This is a genomic window from uncultured Thiohalocapsa sp. (assembly GCF_913062725.1).
In the GTDB taxonomy this organism is placed as follows: Bacteria; Pseudomonadota; Gammaproteobacteria; order Chromatiales; family Chromatiaceae; genus Thiohalocapsa.
In genome coordinates, this window is sequence record NZ_CAJXWY010000005.1 from 1 (window position 1) to 19,706 (window position 19,706).

The window sequence follows — 19,706 nt, forward strand, 5'->3', positions numbered from 1 at the left end:
GCGACGACGCCTACAGCGCTTGGACCTACTTCAACAACCATCGCCATCAGATGGACTATCCGGGCTTCCTCGCCGAGCACCTCCCGATCGGCTCCGGGGTCACCGAGGCCGCCTGCAAGAGTCTGGTCAAGCAACGCCTGTGCGCCTCCGGCATGCGCTGGAAAACCCAAGGCGCCAAGATCGTGCTCAGCCTGAGGGCACTGACCAACACCGTCGGGCGCTGGGCGCAGTTCTGGCAGAAGATCGATCAGTTCGGGGCCGAGTGCTTCGGTTGAGGACATTATTGAGAGGTCGCACCCCATAGCCTCGTCCATCACGCCATGACCCAGATCGGCCATGACCTCGGGCGTGGCGCTGCCGAGCACCACCTGCTCGCGCCACTTCTGGAAGCTGCTGAGAAAGAAGCAGGTGCGCGAGGTGATGGCGCCGAGCCGCCCGCCGGGGCGCAGCAGTTGCAGGCCGCGCTCCACGAAGATGGCCAGCAGGTCGTTCTTGCTATTGGGGTAGGCCTTCGCGAGTTGGCTCTTGGTGGCGCTGGCCAGAGCGCCGAAGGGCGGATTCATCACCACCACGTCGAAGGTCTCGCGGCACAGGTCGATCAGGCGCAGGCCCTGCAGGGCGTCCTGGGCAAAGAGACGGGCCTGAAAGGTGCTCTGCGCCGCCTCGGCCAGCGCCTCCAGTGCGTCGCGTAGCCGGGTTTCAGCCTTCTGCCATTGACGCATGTCGGCCTCCTGAAACATGGGGCCATGCTCACCGAAGACCTGACGGATGAGCTGCGGCAGGTCGCGCTCGATCGGCAGGGTCACACCAAGCTCAGCCAGTCCCGCGAGCAGGTCCAGGCTTTGCGCGAACAGCTCGGCATCCAGCAGGTCCAGTTGATCGGCAAATTGCGCGCGCAGGGCCGGGTCCGCCGGTGGCGCCACGGCTGCGATCACCTGGCCGCGCCCGACCGCCGGTCGCTCGGTCGCCTTGACGCCTGCCTCGTGCCAGGCCCGTTGGGCGCGCAACCAGAGCGCCAGGGAGGCGATCTGGGCAGCGCGTGGATCGATGTCGACGCCATGGATGTTGTGCGCGATGATCAGCCGCGGCACATCGCGCAGAAAGGCCTCGCGGTCGGGATACTGCTGGCTCAGCGAATCCAGCGCGATGCTTGAGGCGTCGCCCTCCTCGCCGTCGGCTTCGGGGACGCGGAGCGCGCCCGGCCCGAGGGACTGCTCCCAATCCCAGGCTTCGCGGTAGATCTCGAGCAGGAGATCGAAGGCATAGAGGCCGAAGTGCATGGAGCCGCAGGCCGGATCGAGCAGCTTGAGCGTGCGCGGATCCTGCGGCGCGGGCCTGGACCCGACCGCGGATTGGTCGAGGGGGGCGTCATCCGCCGGTTTGATGAGCAGATAGCGGCAGCGCTCGCGTAGCACCGTCTGGCCCGCCGTTTGGTTCAACCAGAGCCGGCCCAGGCTGTTGTCGACCAGAAACTCCACCACATAGCGCGGCGTGAAAAACTGGTTGCGCACCGCCAGCTCGCGTGCGTTGCGTGGCGCGGCGGCGGCCTTGCGCATGCGCTTGCGCTCGTCGGGGTCGTTGTAATACTGGTAGATCCAGCCGATGGTCTCGTCCTCGGCCCAGAGGGCCTCGATCCCGGGTCGGTTGAAGGCCTCAAGGAGTTCCAGCAGGACGGATTCACGCGGAAACAGCAGGCCCTGAGGGCTGTGGCGGTCGAAGAGCACGCCCAGGTCCTGACTGAACTCATCGAACAGGCTGAACAGGTACTGCCGGTAAGCATCGCCCGCCTCGCCCAGGGCGCTACCGGCAACCATGCGATAGAGCTGGAAGCCGCTGGAGGCTTGGCCCTTGGCCAGGGATTCGTGCAGCACTCCGCGCGCTTCTGCCATGCGCAGGGCGGCCAGGCGGTTGAGTACCGTGAAGGCCTGCTCGCGGACGATGCGCTCCAGCGCCTGCTGGGTGCGGTGCTTGACGGCGGCGCCAGGCGTCACCGCCCGATAATGCGCCAGGATCTCACGCAGCAACTCGGCGGTCTGCCGAGCTCGATTGTCCAGGTGCGAAAGGGCGCCCATGTCCGCGACCGTTCCGGCCTTGGGGTCCATGCCGTAATCGGATTGCAGCTGGCGGGTGAATTCCTCGCCGAGCAGCCGACGGGCGCCGGTGACCAGCCGTTGCAGCTGGTTGCGGGTGGCAGTGTCAAAGGCCATGGGGCGCGTCCCTCAGTCCTGGTCGTCGAGTTGCAGACGCAGCTCAAAGGCCTGCGCATAGCTCAGCTCGCTGCGCAGTTGCTGCAGGGACTGGATGAGCTGGTCCAGGTCCTTCAGATCGGTGATCTGCGCCTTGATGCCTTGCTGGCGACTGATGGTGCGGTCTCCGTCGCGCATGGCGGTCGATGCCTCTTCCTCCCGCAAGCGATCCCTGAGGATGGCCTGCCCCATCTGCTGCACCTGGCGCTTCTGATCCTGCGCCTCGGTCTGGATAACGTATTCCTGGTTGATCAGCTCACGCAGGCCCGCCAGATCCTCGCTGACGGTACTGCTCAGGGCATCCAACCGGGCCAGCGCATTACTCCGATCCGGGGGCAACAGCAGCGACCATTCCGGTAGGCGCGTCAGATCCTCCTTGGCATCCTGCAGGCGCCGGGCTTGGTCCTCACACATCTGTTGGACGGTGTCGCGCACGGCGGCCTGCAGATCGCTCAGTCCGGTCGCGAAGGCGGCGGCGTGTTTGTAGAAGCCTTCCTGCTGCAGGCGGCTGTCCAGGTCGGTCAATTGCTGTTCCAGGCTGTCGCGGAGTTTGCCCGGAGTGCCCGTGGGCGGCAGCTCGGCGATCGCATCCAGGTGCTGGCGCAGGTCCCGCAGGGTCTGCTCCAGCCCTTGGCCCAGGGCTTGGCGCAGCGCCCGTGCCCACTCCAGGCTGTCGTAGAGCGTCGAGGTCTCAGCACCCAGGCGCTGGGCGGCGTCCGATGCGTCGGTGGCGAGCACGGCCATCAAGTCATCGCTCAGCTGATCCAGTCGGTCGCTTCCGGGTAGGCCAAGGCCCTGCAGTTTGGTCGCGAGCGGCGCGAACTGATGCTGATATTCCGGGAAGCTTTTGGCCGCGGCCTTGCTGATGTGGTCTTCCAGAGGGACCACGGTGTCGCCAATCAGGCTGGTCAGGCGCTGCGCGGCACGGGCCAGCATCTCCATGGAGGGGCGGTTGTCGCGCAGACTGACCCCCACAGGTTTGAAGCTATTGTTGTTCTTGAGCGCGTCGATGGCCTGCTGGCCGTTGACCGTGATCTCGCGACCGGCCAGCTTCAGCTTGACCTCACCGGCCAGCAGCAGGGCGGCAATCAGGTAGCGCAGGGTGTCGGGCGACCAGCCGAAGGGGGGACTGGAGAAGAGATCGCTCAAGCGCTTGCCGTCGATGTTGCCCTGGCGCTCGATCAGGTCGCGGATACTGACCAGGGCCTTGTGCTGGGTGTCGATGCTCGCCTGCCCGGCCTGCAACCTGACCAACCCAAGGGGATCGAGCTGGCTGCTCATGCCTTCGAGCTTGCCTTGGCGCAGGAACTTCTCGGCGAGATCAGTCCCAACACGCACGGGCGCCTCGCCATGGCGATCGAAGACCTGTACCACGACCTTGGCCAGTTGCTTGCGCGCTGCCTCGATCAGATCCTCGTGCAGGCTGCTGACGGCGCTGACCTCGCCACGGAAGATGAAGGAGCCGTTGCGCAGGCTCTGCTGTAGCTTGGCAACAAGTTCCTGCGTCAGCCGGTTGACGCGGTCACCCTGTGCGGCACAGTAATCCTTGATCTCCTGGTCGGGGTCGTTGCGGTACTGATTGGCGATCTCCCGGCTGCGAAGGATCTCGCTCTGCAGGAGGTCGAGCTCCGGCGAGGTGCGCCCAAGCAGGAAGATCTGCTGGCGTGCCGATTTTTCGCGACTCTCATCGTTGAGCCGGGTGCGGGCGTTGTCATAATCGCTGGGGTCGACGAGTTCTATGAGGGTCTGGATGGGATTGCGCTCGCCTGCCAGGCTGGCAGGCAGGGCACTGCTGCCCTGGGTCTTGAGCCCGGTCTGCACCGTCAGGGTGTTGTTCAGCTGAGTCGCGGGCAGCGGGCTGTAGGTCTCCTTCAGGGCCTCGTTCTGGATGCGCCGCAGTTCGACCGCGCGCAGCGGCAGCAGGGCGCGTTCCTGCTCGATGCTATTGAGCTTTTCGCTGTGGAAGGCCAGCAGGCCGTCCTTCTCGCCCAGCGGAACGATCTCGTCCTTCAGCAGATCATCGATGGCCGCATCGACCTGCTCGGCGATGGATGCGGCGCTGATGCCTGGGTGCATCAGGCCAGCGACGTTCTGGCGCTTGATGGGCAGATTACCCAGGATCTGCAGCACACAGATGCTCTTGCCGACGCTCTGATGCAGCATGGAATCCGGGAAGCGGAGCTTGACTTTGCCCACGGCCTGGTGCCAGGACACGAAGGCTCGACGAATATCCTTCTCCAGCGCATCGAAGAGGGTCACGGTGGTGGCGAGCCAGCCAACCGGTTGCTCGGCGATGGGGGTCTTGCCGTCCGGGCCCTCGATCAGGATGTCCTGCACCACCTTGATTGCCGAGCGTAGACCAATGCTGCCTGTGGATCTGGCCAAAGCGCCAAGCAGGTGCAGCAGCAGGTCGAAATGCGCGGGCAGGAAGGGGTAGAGGTCGATGAAGGTCTGGCGATCGAAATCGGCGCCATAGGCGCGGGCGTCGGTCAGCTTGGTGTGATGGCGCAGCGCCTGGCCATGCTGATCGAAGTGCGCGCCCAGCTCGGCCTCACCACTGGAGGATTTGCCGAGTAGGCGGTTGTAGCAGATCTCCTTGATGTCGCTGGCCTCCAGGTCGATCTGGATGGGGAAGCGGTCCTTCAGCTTGGAAAGCTGCTGCGAGTTGAGGGCGGCGCTGGCGTTGTCCTCGGTCAGGCGTTGCTGGGCAGTGCCGATGAACCAGACCTTGCCGTCGCCGATGGTCTTGAGGTTCTTGGCCAGGCCGTCGAGGTTGAGAATGAGGTTCTGACGCGAGCCGACATATTGGCCGACCTCATCGACGATGAAAAGGATGTAGTCCCGGCCGGTGGCCTCACGGGCGATCTCGATCATCTCGGCGACGCGGTCGTTCTCGAAGCGGATGATCTCGGTGGTCTCGGTGCTGAAGGCCGTGGGCGTCTTGAACAAGCTGGGATACATCTGGTGCGCCAGCTCGGGGATGACGCTGTCCACCACGAGTTCATCGTTGCGGTAGTCGACCCATTCCTGCCCCTGGGTGGTGTCGCGAAAGCGCTGCAGGAATTCATCATGCCGGCCTTCCTGCTTGGTGCGACGCTCGAAGGCCGCGACCTTGAGGTTGCGCGAGTAGCCGCCCCACTGCAGCACTTTGTAGTAAAGGACCGTAGAGACCTCTTCCATGGTCGCGCCGGCCACCTGCTCGCTCGCCAGATCCAGCATCAGCACCGCCGCCGGGTATTTCTTGGCGACCGTCGCCAGACGGGCCCGGGTGGTGGCCTTTTTCAGCCGGTGTTGCAGGTGCTCCAGAAACGGCTTGCCGTCGATGGTCACCCGATCGTCGAAGGCGAAGCCCAGATACTTGGTGAAGGAGCTCTTACCTGAGCCATAGAAGCCCGAAACCCAGACGCCAACCTCGTTTTCGCCGCCCGCCTCCATGGCTGCGTCCATCTTGTCGAGGAGTTTTTCGAACTGCTCCTCAATGCTGTCGGTGACGACGTATTCAGAGATCTCGGCCTTGAGGCGTGCCTCCTGCGAGGCGCCATAGGTGATGACTTTCTCGATGGTGCGGTAGATGTCCTTGTTGGCATCGAAGAGTGCTTTGATCTCCATGGCGTTGGTCATCCTCCTACATGAACGGAGCGGTAATTGCCATCTTCCGGATAGAAGCCGAGGAACTTGAGACGGGTCTTGCCGGTGCGTACACCGGGATAAAAGATGATGGTGGGCACCGAAAAGCGTCCCTGGAGTTGCCCCTCCAGATAGCCGATGCGCAGGTAGGGATGCAGCGCTTCCAGATCGGTGACCAGCAGGATGGCGTTGTCATGTCCCTCGAGCGCCAGAAGCTGTGCCTCCAGGCGCTGCTGTAGGGCATCCTGTTTGGTTAGGGCCCCGGCCAGGGCCTTGTTGGTCTTGTCCCAGGCCAGCGGCGCCTTGGCATCCTGCGTCTGCCAGACGGCGCGAATGAAGGCAGGCTGTTTATCGAGGATGTCAGCAACAGCCTCGGCGATGGAGAACCGATGCACCTCCCAGTCGTCGTTGATCAGGCGCGCCTCCCAAGCCGGCAGTCGGCGCTTGGCCTCAAGCATGGCGCTGGGGTGGAACACCAGATAGAAGACCGGCTCGAAGCTGGCATGGGCAAAGTCCCGCCCCGCCTCGATCCGCACCAGGAGCTCGTCGAAATCAGCCTTGAGCGAGGACATGGGTCACCTCCTCGAGATTCGCGTGCAACCAGGTGATGCGTACCGCCCCCGCCGCCGACTGGATGATCCACCAGCCGTCACGTGCCAGGGGCTTCATGGCCTCGGCGACCTCATGGGATTGCAGCGCGAACAGGGACCAGAGCGGATGATTCAGCACCCCCTGATCGCCCAAATTATTCAGGTGCAACCAGTAAGCGCAGAAGATTAGGGTAGTGGACTGCAAACGGGGCGGCTGAATCTGGCGTTGCGCGGCGCGCACGGTCGCCAGCAGGCCAAAATCCGCGCAGGCGCCGATCAGGTAGCCTGCGACCTTGTCACGGGTACTGTCTGACCAGGCCGTGCGGGTCTTGCCGGCCCGAATCGCCTCGCGTACGAATGCGAGCGCATCCGCCTTGCCGATGGTCGGGTGTCCGGCCGTGTAGCGCGCCCAGTAGGCCTCGCGGATAAAGTCAGCCAGGATGGGATTGGCAAGCGCCGTGTGCACCAGCAGCAGCTGCTGGAATGCCGCGGCGGAAAGCGGCTGCGCCAGCGCCTTCAGGTGGATCGCCACGCCGGATCGGATGTAACGCGGCGCGAAACACTCGGCGACGATATTGCGCAGTCGACGCGCGGACACCAGCGGAAACTGTCCCGAGGTCAGGGCCAGATCGTACAGCGCCGAGGTCGTCATGCCCGGCTGATAGAGATCGAGCAGCCGACGGGTCTCCTCGAGCATACCGAGACCGGCCTGCAGCCGGGTGTTGTAGGAGGCGCTGGACGGGGTCATCCATGGATCCCGGTGGCTTGGAGGTAGGGCAGACTCTGCTCGCCGGCTCGTATGGCCTGTTGGTAGTAGCCCGCGCATCGGCGGAGCAGTGTCTGCAGGTCATCGGCGGCGTAGGATCCGACGCGGACCGGACCTGAGGCGAACTCGGTGGGTGGCTCGGAGAGTGCCGAGAGGCGCTGTAATGCCGCGTCGCTGTTCGCGATCCAGGGTTTGATCCCATCCGCGAAGTCGGCTTCGAGCAACACCTGCCCCGCCGCGCGCTCGAGGGCATCCGGCAGGCGGTAGAGGTGGTAGTGGCGGCCGAGACCGATGTGCCAGTCGTGGACTCGCAAGGCCGCCTCGCAGACACCCTGGTACTGCGCCAGCAGACTGGTGCGTGCAAATACCGGCCGCAGAAAGGCCTCACTGGCCGGCGCCAAAAAGCTGCATGGCCACCAGTTGTACTGGTCTTTTTCGCCGAGATAGCCCAGCAGCAGTCGCAGTTCTGCGACGTCCGCAGGCAGTTGGTTGTTCGTCACCACAGTTTTGACGCTCTCCGTGTTCGACGGTGGCAGGATACTCTAGGCCCCATCACGATGGGAACCGTAGGGTTGGCGCTGGAGCAGCGACCTATTCCCGCACCTGCAGTGTATCCGTGCCCGTCCCGGACGCACTCGGCTGCGTCTTGACCACCCCCCCGGCCCCCGCTAGCCTCTGGCCCTGATGCCCACTGATGCCCGCCTGGAACGCCGTCTGGGGACGCCGTCCCGCGGGACACCGCCTTGGGCGCGCAACGACACTTGAGTGTCGCCTGAATGGTCTCGCAGCCCCCGGCAATGTCGCCTCGTCCAATCATCGTGCTCGCCTCCGGTATCTGTGCACTGATACTGACCATGGGGGTGGCGCGCTTTGCGTACACGCCGATGCTGGCCTATATGCAGCCGCAGACCGGCATGGGTGATGCGCTCGCCGGCTGGCTTGCGGGCTGGAACTACCTCGGCTACCTGTCCGGCGTGCTGCTGGTGACCCGGCTGAAGGATCTGATGCTGAAGGACCGCCTGTATCGCCTCAGCTTGCTCCTGGCGGTGCTGACCACGGCGATGATGCCGCTCGCCGACTCTGCGCTCATCTGGGGCCTGAGCCGCTACCTGGCGGGACTCAGCACCGCCGGTGGCCTGATGCTGGGCTCGGGGCTGATCCTGGGCTGGCTGATCCGCCACGGACACCGCAACGAGCTCGGGCTGCATTTCAGCGGGCTCGGGCTCGGGATCGTGCTGGGTGGGCTCCTGGTGGAGCTGGCTGCGCCCCACGGCGACTGGCGCGATCAGTGGTGGCTGCTGAGCGCCGCCGGGTTAGTGCTGCTGATCCCCGCCTGGCGTTGGCTGCCGCGGCCCGATCAGGGCCCGCAGCGCCAACCGGGTGCCGGCGCAGCCGCGGGCGAGCCCGGGCCGCTCTGGTTGTGGCTGCTGCAGGCGGCGTATCTCTGCGCCGGCTTCGGCTATGCGATCAATGCCACCTTCACGGTGCTGATCACCGAGCAGCAGCCGACGCTGAGCGGACAGGGCGGCCTGATGTGGCTGCTGGTGGGGCTCGCCGCCGCACCGGCGCCGATTCTCTGGGACCGGCTGGCGCGCCATTGGGGCTATCTGCGCGCGCTGCAACTGGCCTATCTGCTGCAGATCATCGGCATCCTGCTGCCGGTCTTCAGCGGTTCCCTGACGGCGGCGGTGGCGAGCTCGTTGCTGTTCGGCCTCACGTTCATCGGCATCGTCTCCCTGGTGCTGACGATGGTCGGGGTGCGCTACCCGGCGTATCCGGCGCGGATCATGGCGCGGCTGACGGTGGGCTACGGCGTCGCGCAGATCGTCGCCCCGGTGGTTGCCGGCGAACTGGCCGAGCTGAGCGGCACTTTCAACGGCTCGCTGATCATGGTCGGCGCCATCATGGTGATTGGGCTGCTGTGCCTGCTGGCGATGGGACGCGTGGCGGCCCGCGGCGACGGGGGCGACAGCAGCCGGGCTGACGGCAGGCTGGGCAGCCGGCGCGCGAGTGCTGGTGGTTGATGGGCGATGACGGTGACCTGGGGCAAATTCAGTACCACAGCCCCGGCGGCCGCCAGCGCGGCGACAGCGGCGGCGGCCGCCGCAACACCGGGCTGGCATGGTCCACGGGCAGCCGGGGGCGGCGCGGCACCAGAGCCATGAGCCGGCGCACGCGGTCCGCCGTGTCCGGGTGGGTGCGCAGCAGTGAGGGCTCCGGCACGCCGCGGCCGGGCATGAAGATCTGCTCCCAGTAGCGCCCCTGATAGCGCTCCAGCTTGTCCAGCGCGGAGGCGAGGCCCGCCGGGTCGCCGGTGAGCTCGGCGGCGGCGAGGTCCGCCTCGTACTCGCGGTTGCGCGACAGGGCGAGCTGCACCAGGGCGCTCAGCGTGGGCGCCGCCAGCAGGATCGCCAGCGCCAGCCAGGGCATGTCCGCCCCGGTGAGCAAGGCCGTCGGCAGGCTCAGCAGGAACAGGATCTGCCCGAGCAAACCGAACGCGCCAGCCACCCGGCTGACCAAGTCCGCAAAGGCCATGACGGCGAGGTCACCATTGGCCACATGGCTGATCTCATGGGCCAGCACGCCGGCCTGCTCGCGCAGGTCCAGTCGCCGCAGCAGGCCGTCGGACACGGCCACCAGGGCGTCGTCGCGGCTGCCGGTGGCGAAGGCGTTCATGACCCGCGACGGGATGTAATAGAGTCTGGGCACCTCGGGCAGGCCGGCGCGGCGGGCAAGCTCCCGCAGCAGCGCATAGTGCTGCGGCGCTTCGCGCGGGTGCAGCAGCCGCCCGGGGTAAAGCAGCATGACGAGCCGCGGCGAGGCCGCCGGGTTGGCGAGATAGAGCCAGGCCGCCAACGCCAGCGCCAGCACCACCAGCGTGACGCCGCCGACGATCCATGCCAACAGGCCCAGCAGCGCCGCCAGGGTTGCCACCAGCAGCGCCGATTGCAGCCCGTTTGCCCAACTGTGGGCCGGTAACCGTCGTGCGTCCATGCACCAAAAGTTGGGGACAACCACCGCCCGGACAAAAGCCGATGCCGACCGGCGCGCCGCGGGCGCCGATGCCCTGGCGTCAATCGACGGACGCCGAGCAGATCCTGCGCCCGGACTGGCTGCCGGACTGACCCCGCGCACGGCCCCAGCCCGCCGCGCGTCGCATCCCCGACAAGCGGCCGTCGGCGCTGTCGCAAAGCCCCCAGCGCCCGCCGGGCCTGTGCTGACAAGCGCTTGATTCGCAAGCCGCCTGCAGGCTGGCCCGTCATTTGCTTCGCCTCGCTGTAACACCCTTGTGGAGCAGGCCGATGCAGACCGACGCCGCCGCCACCCGCCGTGAGCCCCGCTCGCTGATCACCATCAACGACACCACGCTGCGCGACGGTGAGCAGTCGGCGGGCGTGGCCTTTTCGCTGGAGGAGAAGCTCGCCATCGCCCGCGGGCTCGATGCCCTCGGCGTGCCGGAGCTGGAAGTGGGTATCCCGTCCATGGGCGAGGACGAGCGCGAGGCCATCCGTGCCACCGCAGACTTAGGGTTGCATGCCCGTCTCATGGTCTGGGCACGTATGCTGCCGGCGGACATCGCCGCCTGCCGCGGCCTGGGCGTGGGCCTGGTGGACCTGTCCATGCCGGTGTCGGATCAGCAGATCGCGCGCAAGCTCGGCCGCGACCGCAACTGGGTGCTGGCGCAGATCGCGCGACTGGTGCCGACGGCGCTGGATCTGGGGCTCGGCGTCGGCGTCGGCATGGAGGATGCCTCGCGCGCCGACCCCGATTTTCTCAAGCAGGTGGCGGAGGCCGCGCAGCGGGCCGGCGCGCGGCGGGTGCGCTTCGCCGACACCGTCGGCCTGCTGGACCCCTTCGGCACCCGCGAGCGTCTCTTCGACCTGGCCAGCGCCTGCAGCTGCGACATCGAGATGCACGCCCACGACGATCTGGGGCTCGCCACCGCCAACACCCTGGCGGCGGTGCGCGGCGGCGCCACGCATGTGAACACCACAGTCCACGGCATGGGCGAGCGCGCGGGCAATGCGGCGCTGGAAGAAGTGGTGGTGGGCCTGCGCCACGTGCATCAATTGGATACCGGCGTGGACCTGACCCGGTTCGAGGCCCTGTCCAGGCTGGTGGCCACCGCCTCCGGCCATCCGGTGGCCTGGCACAAGAGCCTGGTGGGCGACGGCGCCTTCACCCACGAGGCCGGCATCCACGTGGACGGCCTGTTGAAGGACCCCCGCAACTACCAGGGCATCGACCCCGCCGAGGTCGGCCGCTGCCACCGTCTGGTGCTCGGCAAGCACTCCGGTCGTCATGCCGTGCAGATGGCCTACGCTTCGCTGCTGGCCACCGCCATCGACGACAGCCAGGCCGAGCGGCTGCTGCCGCTGGTGCGCCGCTTCGTCACGACCACCAAGCACGCGCCGCAGGGCGATGACCTGCGCCGCTTTCTGGATCAGCTCGCGGCGAGCGCGCCGGCGCGGGGGGGCGTATCCGCCGCCGCCGACACGGCGCTGGACGCCACCGCCGAGCGCGCGTGAGCGCGCTGGCCCGCAGCCGCGCATCAGCGACGCTGGCATCGAGCCCACAGGCCCACGCAGCCACGACCCGCGCCATGCTGACGCGAGCCTCCCAACGAGCGCTCCAACGAGCAACGAGCCCGCACCCGGCCTTTCGCACCCACAACCGCCTGGAGACCCGCCATGACCGACGTCACACCCGCGACCCTGGACGCCTTCGACGATGCCCTCGATGAGCTGGAGAGCGCAGAGGACTTTCTCACCTTCTTTGCGGTGCCCTTCGATGCGGCCATCGTGCACGTGAACCGGCTGCATATCCTGCAGCGCTTCCACGACTACCTGGCGGCGGAGGACGACACCCCCTCCGACCCGACGGCCCGCTTCGAGCGCTACGCCGCGCTGCTCGGCGCCGCCTATCAAGACTTCGTGGGCTCCGATGCCCGCACCGAAAAGGTCTTCCATGTCTTTCGCATGCAGGCGCCGCGGTCCGTCAGCGTGGGGCTGGACGAGCTGCTGGCCGGGCGCGCCGAGGCCGCGCCCGAGGCCCTCCGGGCAGGCACCGCCGATCATGCGTCCTAAGTTCGACTTCGGCGCCGAGGTGCGCGTGCTGCGCAACGTGCGCAACGACGGCACTTTCCCCGGCGAGCCCACCGGTGCGCTGCTGGTGCGCCGGGGCAGCACCGGCTTCGTGCGGGACGTCGGCACCTTCCTGCAGGATCAGATCATCTACACGGTGCACTTTCTGACACAGGGCCGCATCGTCGGTTGCCGTGAAGAAGAGCTTCAGGGCGCCGCCGAGCCCTGGACACCCAGCCTGTTCGAGTCCCGAGAGAAGGTCGCCGCCCGGATGGCGCTCGGCGCCGGCGGGCGCGTGTTGGTGGCGCCCGGCACCGTCGGCGAGATCGCCCGGGTGCTGCGGGGCAGCCCGCGCGCCGACGGCAGCCCGGGCGATGTCGCGTACTACGTCGACTTTCCCGGCTGCAACACCCTGCAAGTGCCGGAGGCCGCCCTCGAGCCGCCGCCGAACATCGCTCCGGAGAATGCCGCATGAGCCCAGCCGCCACCGCGACCGCCGCTACCAGTGCCGCCGCAGCGTCCGGCCCCGACGCCGGGGCCGCATATCGCTACCATCTGCTGCGCGCCGCCACCGAGCAGTGCCAGTGCAATATTCCGGCCTTGAACGAGGCCCAGCGTGCCGCCGCCGAGGCCCAGGCGCAACGGACCTTCGCGCTGGAGCGTCTGGTGCTGGGCTCGGACGAGGCCGCCGAGGTGGTGATTGCGGCCGGCGGCGTCGAGCAAAGCCTCGCCGCCATCGCCGCGCGCTTCGAGACCCCTGAGGCGTTTCACGCAGACCTCGCCCGCAATGGCCTGGATGCGGCCGGGCTGCGGCATGCCCTGCGCCGGGAGCTCGCCTTCGACGCCGTCATGCAGCGCGTCGGCAGTCGTCACAGCGCCGTCACCGACACCGACGTCCAGCGCTTCTACGAACTGCACGCGGAGCGCTTCCGGACCCCCGAGCGCCGACGCGCCCGGCACATCCTCATCACCGTCAATGCCGATTATGCGGAGAACACACGCGACGCCGCCCACGCCCGCGCCACCACCCTCGCCGCCGAGCTGCAGGCGGCGGGCGACGGCACGCCGGCGCAACGCTTCGCCCGCCTCGCGCACCGTCACTCCGAGTGCCCCACGGCCATGGAGGGCGGCGCGCTCGGCGACATCGTTCGCGGTCAGCTCTTCCCCGAGGTGGACGCCGCGCTGTTCGCACTGCCCGCAGGGTCCATCAGCGCCCCGGTGGAATCGCAGATGGGCTTCCATATTCTCCTCTGCGAGGGCATCGAGCCCGCACGCGCCCTCCCCTTGACGCAAGTGCGCGCGCGCATCCGCGCGGCGCTCGAGCGCCGCCGCCGTCGCGCGGCGCAGAAGGCCTGGCTCGACAGCATCGCGGCCCCTGCGGCATCGGGCTGACCCGACACCGCCGGCGCGACCGTCCGGCGGTGCTCTTCAGGGACACGCCCATTGTTTGACGTCGCCTGTGCGAGTCGGGTCGGTCCGCCGGTGTTGGTGGCTCGCGCGGCTGCGCATGCGGGCGTGGGGAAGCGGCGGTCTCAGACGCCGTGGCGATGTTGGCCCGGAGGGCCGCGCCTCAGCGCCTGGCATAGTGCGCGCGCTGCGGGATGACGTTGCGGATGCCGCCGCGCGGGTCCGGCACATCGCCGTGGTAGCGGGGCAGCACGATGACATGCAAATGATCGATGCTTCTTCCCGCGGCTCTGCCATTGTTGTTGCCAACGGTATAGGCGTCGGGGCGCTGGTGTAGAAACGCCAGCTGCAACACCGCCTCGATCTGGTCCTTGGGCCTGTCGCGCAGATAATCCCGGTTGCGCATCTCCCGGTAGAGGGCTCCCAGATCGGTGGCCTCAATGGCAGCCTTCACGCCCCGCAGCGCACTGAAATAGTCCGCCTCTTCCAGGGCGTCAAGATCGAAGATGGAGACGACATGCCTTTTCGGGATGAGCAAGGCGTGCCCGGGATTCACGGGATGGGCGTCGAACACGCCCACGAAAGAACGATTCTCGAATATGAACGGATCGGCCTCACCGCGACTCACACGGCAGAAGTAACAGTCTGGTGCCGGCTCGGAGTGGTTCATGGCAGCGCCTCGGTGCAGTCAAATGGATGGCTCGATACCCGGCGTGGGTCGATGTCTGCTCAAGCAACCCAGACCCGCGCATTGCGAAACAAGCGCAGCCAGGGCCCATCCTCGCCCCAGTCCGTTGGGCACCAGGAATGCTGGACACTGCGGAACACCCGTTCCGGATGCGGCATCAGGATGGTGACGCGCCCATCCGCATTGGTGAGGCCGGTGATGCCGCCGGGGGAGCCGTTGGGGTTGGCGGGATACCGGCTCGCCGGCTCGCCGCTGGTCTCGACATAGCGTACCGCGGTGCAGGGCGCCGCGGCGGCGAGGTGCCCCGCGTCGCGGAACTCGGCGCGGCCCTCGCCGTGGGCGATGGCGATGGGCAGGCGCGAGCCGGCCATGCCGGCGAGCAGCACCGAGGGCGAGTCCAGCACCTCCACCAGGCTGAGCCTGGCTTCGAACTGCTCGCAGCGGTTGCGCACGAAGTGCGGCCAGTGCTCGGCGCCCGGAATCAGCGCGCGCAGGTTCGCCAGCATCTGGCAGCCGTTGCAAACACCCAGGGCGAAGGTATCGGCGCGCGCGAAAAAGGCCTGGAATTGCTCGCGGGCGCGGGGGTTGAAGAGGATGGTCTTGGCCCAGCCCTCGCCGGCGCCGAGCACGTCTCCGTAGCTGAAGCCACCGCAGGCGACAAGGCCCTTGAAATCCGCGAGATCGCAGCGGCCGGCGATGATGTCGGTCATGTGCACGTCGATACAGTCGAAGCCGGCGCGGTGGAAGGCCGCCGCCATCTCCAGCTGGCCATTGACGCCCTGCTCGCGCAGCACCGCCAGCCGCGGCCGCACGCCGGTCTTGAGGTAAGGCGCGGCGACGTCGTCCGCCGGCGCAAAGCTCAACACCGCATGCAGCCCCGGGTCCTCGGCGTCGATGCGGGCGTGCGCCTCGTCGGCGCAGTCGGGGTTGTCGCGCAGGCGTTGCATGCGCCAGCTGGTCTCGGACCACAGCCGCTGCAGCTCGGCGCGGCTCGCATCCAGCGGGGTGTGCAGACCCTGGCGGATGACGATGCGCTGCAACGCCGTCGGGCGGCCGATGACGGCCGTGCAGTCCGCCAGGCCGTGCTCGCTCAGGCGGGCCAGCACCGCCCCGCGCTCGGAGCGGCGGATCTGCAGCACCGCGCCCAGCTCTTCGCTGAACAGGGCCGCCACGGGCCGACGCGCCGGCGCCGCGTGGCCGCCCGCCGGCAGCAGCGCCAGGTCCACATCGATGCCGCAGCGCCCGGCGAAGGCCATCTCGGCGAGTGTGACCAGCAGCCCGCCATCGGCGCGATCGTGGTAGGCGAGCAGGCGGCCTTCGTCGTTCAGCTGCTGGACGGCGGCGAAGAAGCCCCGCAGCAGCGCCGGGTCGTCGAGGTCCGGCGGCGTGCTGCCGAGGCGCTGGAACACCTGCGCGAGACAGGAGCCGCCGAGCCGGTCCTGTCCCGCCCCGAGGTCCACCAACAGCAGATCCGTATCCTCCAGCGCCAGCGCGGCCTCGGGCTCGGCCCGCAGCTGCGGGGTGAGACCGCGTGAGGCGTCCGTCACCGGCGCAAAGGCCGACACGATCAGCGACAAGGGCGCCGCCATGCGGTGCTCGCGACCGTCATCGCCCCGCCACAGGGTCTGCATGCTCATGGAGTCCTTGCCCACGGGGATGGCGATGCCCAGCGCCGGGCACAGCGCCTCGCCCACGGCGCGGACCGTGTCGTAGAGGCGCGCGTCCTCGCCGGGATAGCCGGCGGCGGCCATCCAGTTGGCGGAGAGCTTGATGTCACCGAGCTGCCCGATGGGCGCGGCGGCGATGTTGGTGATGGCCTCGGCGACCGCCATACGACCGGCGGCCGGGGCGTCCAGCAGGGCCAGCGGCGTGCGCTCGCCGATGGCCATGGCCTCGCCGGTGAGCCCGTCGTAGTCGGTCAGGGTCACGGCACAATCCGCCACCGGCACCTGCCAGGGGCCCACCATCTGGTCCCGCGCCACCAGGCCGGTGACCGTGCGATCGCCGATGGTGATGAGGAAGGTCTTGGCGGCCACCGCCGGCAGCCGCAGCACGCGGCACACGGCCTCGGCGAGGTCGATGTCGACGACGTCGAAGGCCGCTACGGGCGCCGGCCGCCGAGCCACGTCGCGGGTCATCTTGGGCGGCTTGCCGAACAGCAATTGCATGGGCATGTCGATGGGCGTCTCGCCCAGGTGCTGGTCGGTGAGCCTGAGCTGCGCCTCGGACGCGGCCGTGCCGACGACGGCGTAGGGGCAACGCTCGCGCTCACAAATGGCCGCGAAATCGTCCAGGCGCGCCCGCGCCACCGCCAGCACATAGCGCTCCTGCGCCTCGTTGCACCAGATCGCCATGGGCGCCATGCCGGGGTCGGCGTTGGGTACCCGGCGCAGCTCGAAGGTGGCGCCGCCGGTGCCGCCATCGGCGCCGTCGTGCACCAGCTCCGGCAGGGCGTTGGACAGGCCGCCGGCGCCGACATCGTGGATGAACAGAATCGGATTCTCGTCGCCGCGCGCCCAGCAGCGATCGATCACCTCCTGGCAGCGGCGCTGCATCTCCGGGTTGGCGCGCTGCACCGAGGCGAAATCCAGATCCGCCGCCGAGGCGCCGCTGGCCATGCTGGAGGCGGCCCCGCCACCGAGGCCGATGAGCATCGCCGGACCGCCCAGCACGATCAGGGGCGTGCCCGCCGGGAAATCCGCCTTCTGCACATGCTCCGCCCGGATGTTGCCCAAGCCCCCGGCGAGCATGATGGGCTTATGGTAGCCGCGCAGCGCCATGCCGCCGTCGGCGGCGGGCAGCCGTTGCTCGAAGGTGCGGAACCAGCCGGCGAGGTTCGGCCGGCCGAACTCGTTGTTGAAGGCGGCGGCACCGATGGGCCCCTCCAGCATGATGTCCAGCGCCGCGACCATGCGCCCGGGCTTGCCCCAGTCCTGCCCCGCCTCCCAGGGCTGGCCAAAGTCCGGGATACGCAGATTGGACACCGAAAAGCCACTCAAGCCCGCCTTGGGCTTGGCGCCGCGGCCGGTGGCGCCCTCGTCGCGGATCTCGCCGCCGGCGCCGGTGGCCGCCCCGGGGTCGGGCGCGATGGCGGTGGGGTGGTTGTGGGTTTCCACCTTCATCAGGATATGCACCGGCTCCGCGCTCGGGCGGTACTGGCCGGTCGCGGGCTCCGGCAGGAAGCGCCGGCCGGGCCAGCCGACGATGACGGCGGCGTTGTCCTCATAGGCCGAGAGCACGCCCGCGGGCGAGCAGCGCGTGCTGTGGCGGATCATCTGGAACAGCGAGCTCGGCTGCGGCGCGCCGTCGATGACCCAGTCGGCGTTGAAGATCTTGTGCCGGCAGTGCTCGGAGTTGGCCTGCGCGAACATCATGAGCTCGACGTCGGTGGGGTTGCGGCCGAGGGCGCCGAAGCTCGCCACCAGATAGTCGATCTCATCGTCGGACAGTGCCAGGCCCAGTGTGCCGTTGGCCGCCACCAGTGCCTCGCGTCCGCCCGCCAACAGGTCCACCCGTCCGAGGGCCTCCGGCTCGGCCTGGACGAACAGCGCCTCGGCATCGGCGAGGTCGAACAGCACCACCTCGGTCATGCGGTCGTGGAGCTCGGCGGCGGCCGCCCGCAGGGCCGCATCATCCAGGTCGGTGGTTGCCTGCAGCCAGTAGGCGACGCCCCGCTCCAGGCGCCTGATCGGCTCCAGGCCACAGCGCTGCGCGATCTCCGTTGCCTTGGACGACCAGGGGGAGATGGTTCCGGGCCGGGGCACCACCAGCAGCAGCCGGCCGCCCGTCTCCTTGGCATGGGCATCGACATCGGCTTGCGGCCCATAGCGCAGCAGCGCCTCCAGCAGCAGACGCTCGTCCGCGCTCAGGTTGCGGGAGAGATCCGCAAAGTGCACCAGCTCGGCCGTCAGGCGCGTCTCCGGCAGGCCGGCCGCCCGCAGGCGCTGCGTCAGCTTGGCCAAACGAAAGGCGGAGAGGGCGGGTGCGCCGCGCAGACAAAGCATCGCGATAGACTCCGGAGACTGCGAATCGATGCCGGCATGATACGTGAGCCCCCGCCGCCGCGCCGATGCCGGTCACCCCGGCGCGCCGGCGGCGATGGGATCGCCCGGCGCCGGGTGATCGCCGGGCGTTCCCATCGCGGTAGACTCGGGCACCGTGTCGGCTGTCGGCGGTACCGCGCCGCTGTGCAGGACCGCCAGCTTTATCATGAGATTCGAGCCCCAAGCCCATCATGTCGAACATCCGAGCCTACTCCCAGCGTCTGCTGCCACCCTTTTCCGGCGTCGTGCAGATCGTCCAATCGGAGCGCGCGCGGGCGCAGAGCTTCGACGGCGTCAGCTGGGAGGTGCATTACGTGCCGCGGCGCGGCCAGACGCCGGGCCAGACATCGGGCCAGACATCGGGCCAGGCGCAGATGCCGCTGGGCTACGCGCTCGATCGCGGCTACTACCGCGTCGCCCACTTTCAGGGCGACCAACTCACGCCCTATGTGCTGCCGGCGGTGCTCGACGCCGCCCAGGTGAGCGCATGCATCGACGAGCTGGCGACATTTCTGCGCTCGGCGACGGTGCCCTTCCCCGCCGCGGACGTGTTCGAGTACTGGCTGCTGGACGGCCGGGACGACGCCCCGCTGGCGTTGCTGTTTTCCTGCTGTGAGGCGTCGCAGATGTCCACCTATCCGACCAAAAGCGGCTGGACGGCGCTGCCCCACTCGAAGCTGCGCATCGACTCGACCCCCGAGGAGCAGGCACGTCAGGAGCCGCCCGTGAATCACCGCTTTCAGGACATGGTGACCCAACGCGCCGGTGCGGCGCCGCGCTGCGCCTGGTTCGAGCGGGCGCCCGGCGACGGCGGCGACTTTCCGCCCCTGCTGGTGCGCGAGGACTGGCGCTCGGACCGGGAGCACGATCTCTGCCAGCGCTACCTGCTGCGCACGGCGCCCATCCTGCTGCTGCTGCAGGGCCTGCGCCGGGAGGACCGCGAGCGCCTTGAGGTGGCGGCCAAGCGCCACGCCGTGGAGGTCGATCGGCACTATCCGCTGTATCCGCAGATCAACGACGAGAAGCGCATGGCGGCCATCCGCGTGGAAGCGCGCCTGCGCCGGGGCTCGCCGGAGCGCACCGAGCCCGGCGCGCCGAAGCAGCAGGCGCCGGCGCCGCTGAGCAAGGACATGCGCATCCTCGAATGACACCCGTGGCCGCCGCGCCGAAGATACCGGCGCGTCGTCAGGGCATTGCCGCCGCGGGGGAGCATGCGAGAATACGGCGGCGGCGCGCGCCGCGCCGTTCATGCAAC

General features: G+C 68.3%; 13 protein-coding genes and 1 pseudogene. 7 read left to right on the forward strand and 7 right to left on the reverse strand.

Annotation, left to right across the window (positions count from 1 at the left end; genetic code table 11):
• Positions 1-275 (forward strand): annotated as a pseudogene (locus QZ588_RS02065) (ISKra4 family transposase); the annotation flags it as partial.
• A 1,944-nt stretch (positions 276-2,219) separates the two neighbouring features.
• Here QZ588_RS02065 and brxC read toward each other — a convergent pair.
• The 4 genes from brxC to QZ588_RS02085 are packed head-to-tail and all read right to left on the reverse strand — an operon-like array spanning position 2,220 to position 7,729.
• A complete protein-coding gene (gene brxC, locus QZ588_RS02070) occupies positions 2,220-5,855 on the reverse strand; it encodes a BREX system P-loop protein BrxC (RefSeq protein WP_295539271.1) in 3,636 nt (1,211 codons plus the stop codon).
• An 8-nt stretch (positions 5,856-5,863) separates the two neighbouring features.
• Positions 5,864-6,445, reverse strand: a complete 582-nt coding sequence (locus tag QZ588_RS02075) for a BREX protein BrxB domain-containing protein (RefSeq protein ID WP_295539274.1) — start codon at positions 6,443-6,445, stop codon at positions 5,864-5,866.
• Positions 6,426-7,211 (reverse strand): BrxA family protein, encoded by a 786-nt coding sequence (locus tag QZ588_RS02080; RefSeq protein WP_295539277.1) that lies wholly within the window; start codon positions 7,209-7,211, stop codon positions 6,426-6,428. The genes QZ588_RS02075 and QZ588_RS02080 overlap by 20 nt, the downstream gene beginning before the upstream one ends.
• Complete coding sequence (locus tag QZ588_RS02085) at positions 7,208-7,729, reverse strand: BrxE family protein (protein ID WP_295539280.1); 522 nt, start codon at positions 7,727-7,729, stop codon at positions 7,208-7,210. Before QZ588_RS02085 ends, QZ588_RS02080 begins: the two co-directional genes overlap by 4 nt.
• Before the next feature lie 297 nt (positions 7,730-8,026).
• Here QZ588_RS02085 and QZ588_RS02090 point away from each other — a divergent pair, with 297 nt between their 5' ends.
• Complete coding sequence (locus QZ588_RS02090; protein ID WP_295539283.1) at positions 8,027-9,253, forward strand: YbfB/YjiJ family MFS transporter; 1,227 nt, start codon at positions 8,027-8,029, stop codon at positions 9,251-9,253.
• A 28-nt stretch (positions 9,254-9,281) separates the two neighbouring features.
• On the opposite strand, the gene QZ588_RS02095 is transcribed toward QZ588_RS02090, so the two are convergent.
• The gene (locus tag QZ588_RS02095) at positions 9,282-10,223 is read right to left on the reverse strand and encodes a zinc metalloprotease HtpX (RefSeq protein WP_295539286.1); all 942 of its coding nucleotides are present in this window, start codon (positions 10,221-10,223) and stop codon (positions 9,282-9,284) included.
• Between the two features lie 308 nt (positions 10,224-10,531).
• Between QZ588_RS02095 and nifV the strand changes: the two genes are divergently transcribed.
• The 4 genes from nifV to nifM all read left to right on the forward strand — a co-directional run bounded on the left by nifV (position 10,532) and on the right by nifM (position 13,705).
• Entirely contained in the window at positions 10,532-11,758 is a 1,227-nt protein-coding gene (gene nifV, locus QZ588_RS02100; RefSeq protein ID WP_295539288.1) for a homocitrate synthase, read from the forward strand.
• 162 nt (positions 11,759-11,920) lie between these two features.
• Positions 11,921-12,316 (forward strand): nitrogenase-stabilizing/protective protein NifW, encoded by a 396-nt coding sequence (locus QZ588_RS02105; protein WP_295539291.1) that lies wholly within the window; start codon positions 11,921-11,923, stop codon positions 12,314-12,316.
• Positions 12,306-12,788 carry a nitrogen fixation protein NifZ gene (locus QZ588_RS02110; RefSeq protein WP_295539294.1) on the forward strand — a complete coding sequence of 161 codons (483 nt, stop codon included), beginning with the start codon at positions 12,306-12,308 and terminating at the stop codon, positions 12,786-12,788. The genes QZ588_RS02105 and QZ588_RS02110 overlap by 11 nt, the downstream gene beginning before the upstream one ends.
• A complete protein-coding gene (gene nifM / locus QZ588_RS02115; RefSeq protein ID WP_295539297.1) occupies positions 12,785-13,705 on the forward strand; it encodes a nitrogen fixation protein NifM in 921 nt (306 codons plus the stop codon). The genes QZ588_RS02110 and nifM overlap by 4 nt, the downstream gene beginning before the upstream one ends.
• 178 nt (positions 13,706-13,883) lie before the next feature.
• Here the strand turns inward: nifM and QZ588_RS02120 are convergent, their stop codons facing one another.
• Both QZ588_RS02120 and purL read right to left on the reverse strand, forming a co-directional pair.
• Complete coding sequence (locus QZ588_RS02120; protein ID WP_295539300.1) at positions 13,884-14,390, reverse strand: HIT family protein; 507 nt, start codon at positions 14,388-14,390, stop codon at positions 13,884-13,886.
• A gap of 59 nt (positions 14,391-14,449) precedes the next feature.
• On the reverse strand, positions 14,450-18,412 hold the full coding sequence (gene purL, locus QZ588_RS02125; protein ID WP_295539302.1) for a phosphoribosylformylglycinamidine synthase: 3,963 nt from the start codon (positions 18,410-18,412) through the stop codon (positions 14,450-14,452).
• 230 nt (positions 18,413-18,642) lie between these two features.
• Here purL and QZ588_RS02130 point away from each other — a divergent pair, with 230 nt between their 5' ends.
• Complete coding sequence (locus QZ588_RS02130) at positions 18,643-19,599, forward strand: hypothetical protein (RefSeq protein WP_295539305.1); 957 nt, start codon at positions 18,643-18,645, stop codon at positions 19,597-19,599.
• Positions 19,600-19,706 lie beyond the last annotated feature (107 nt).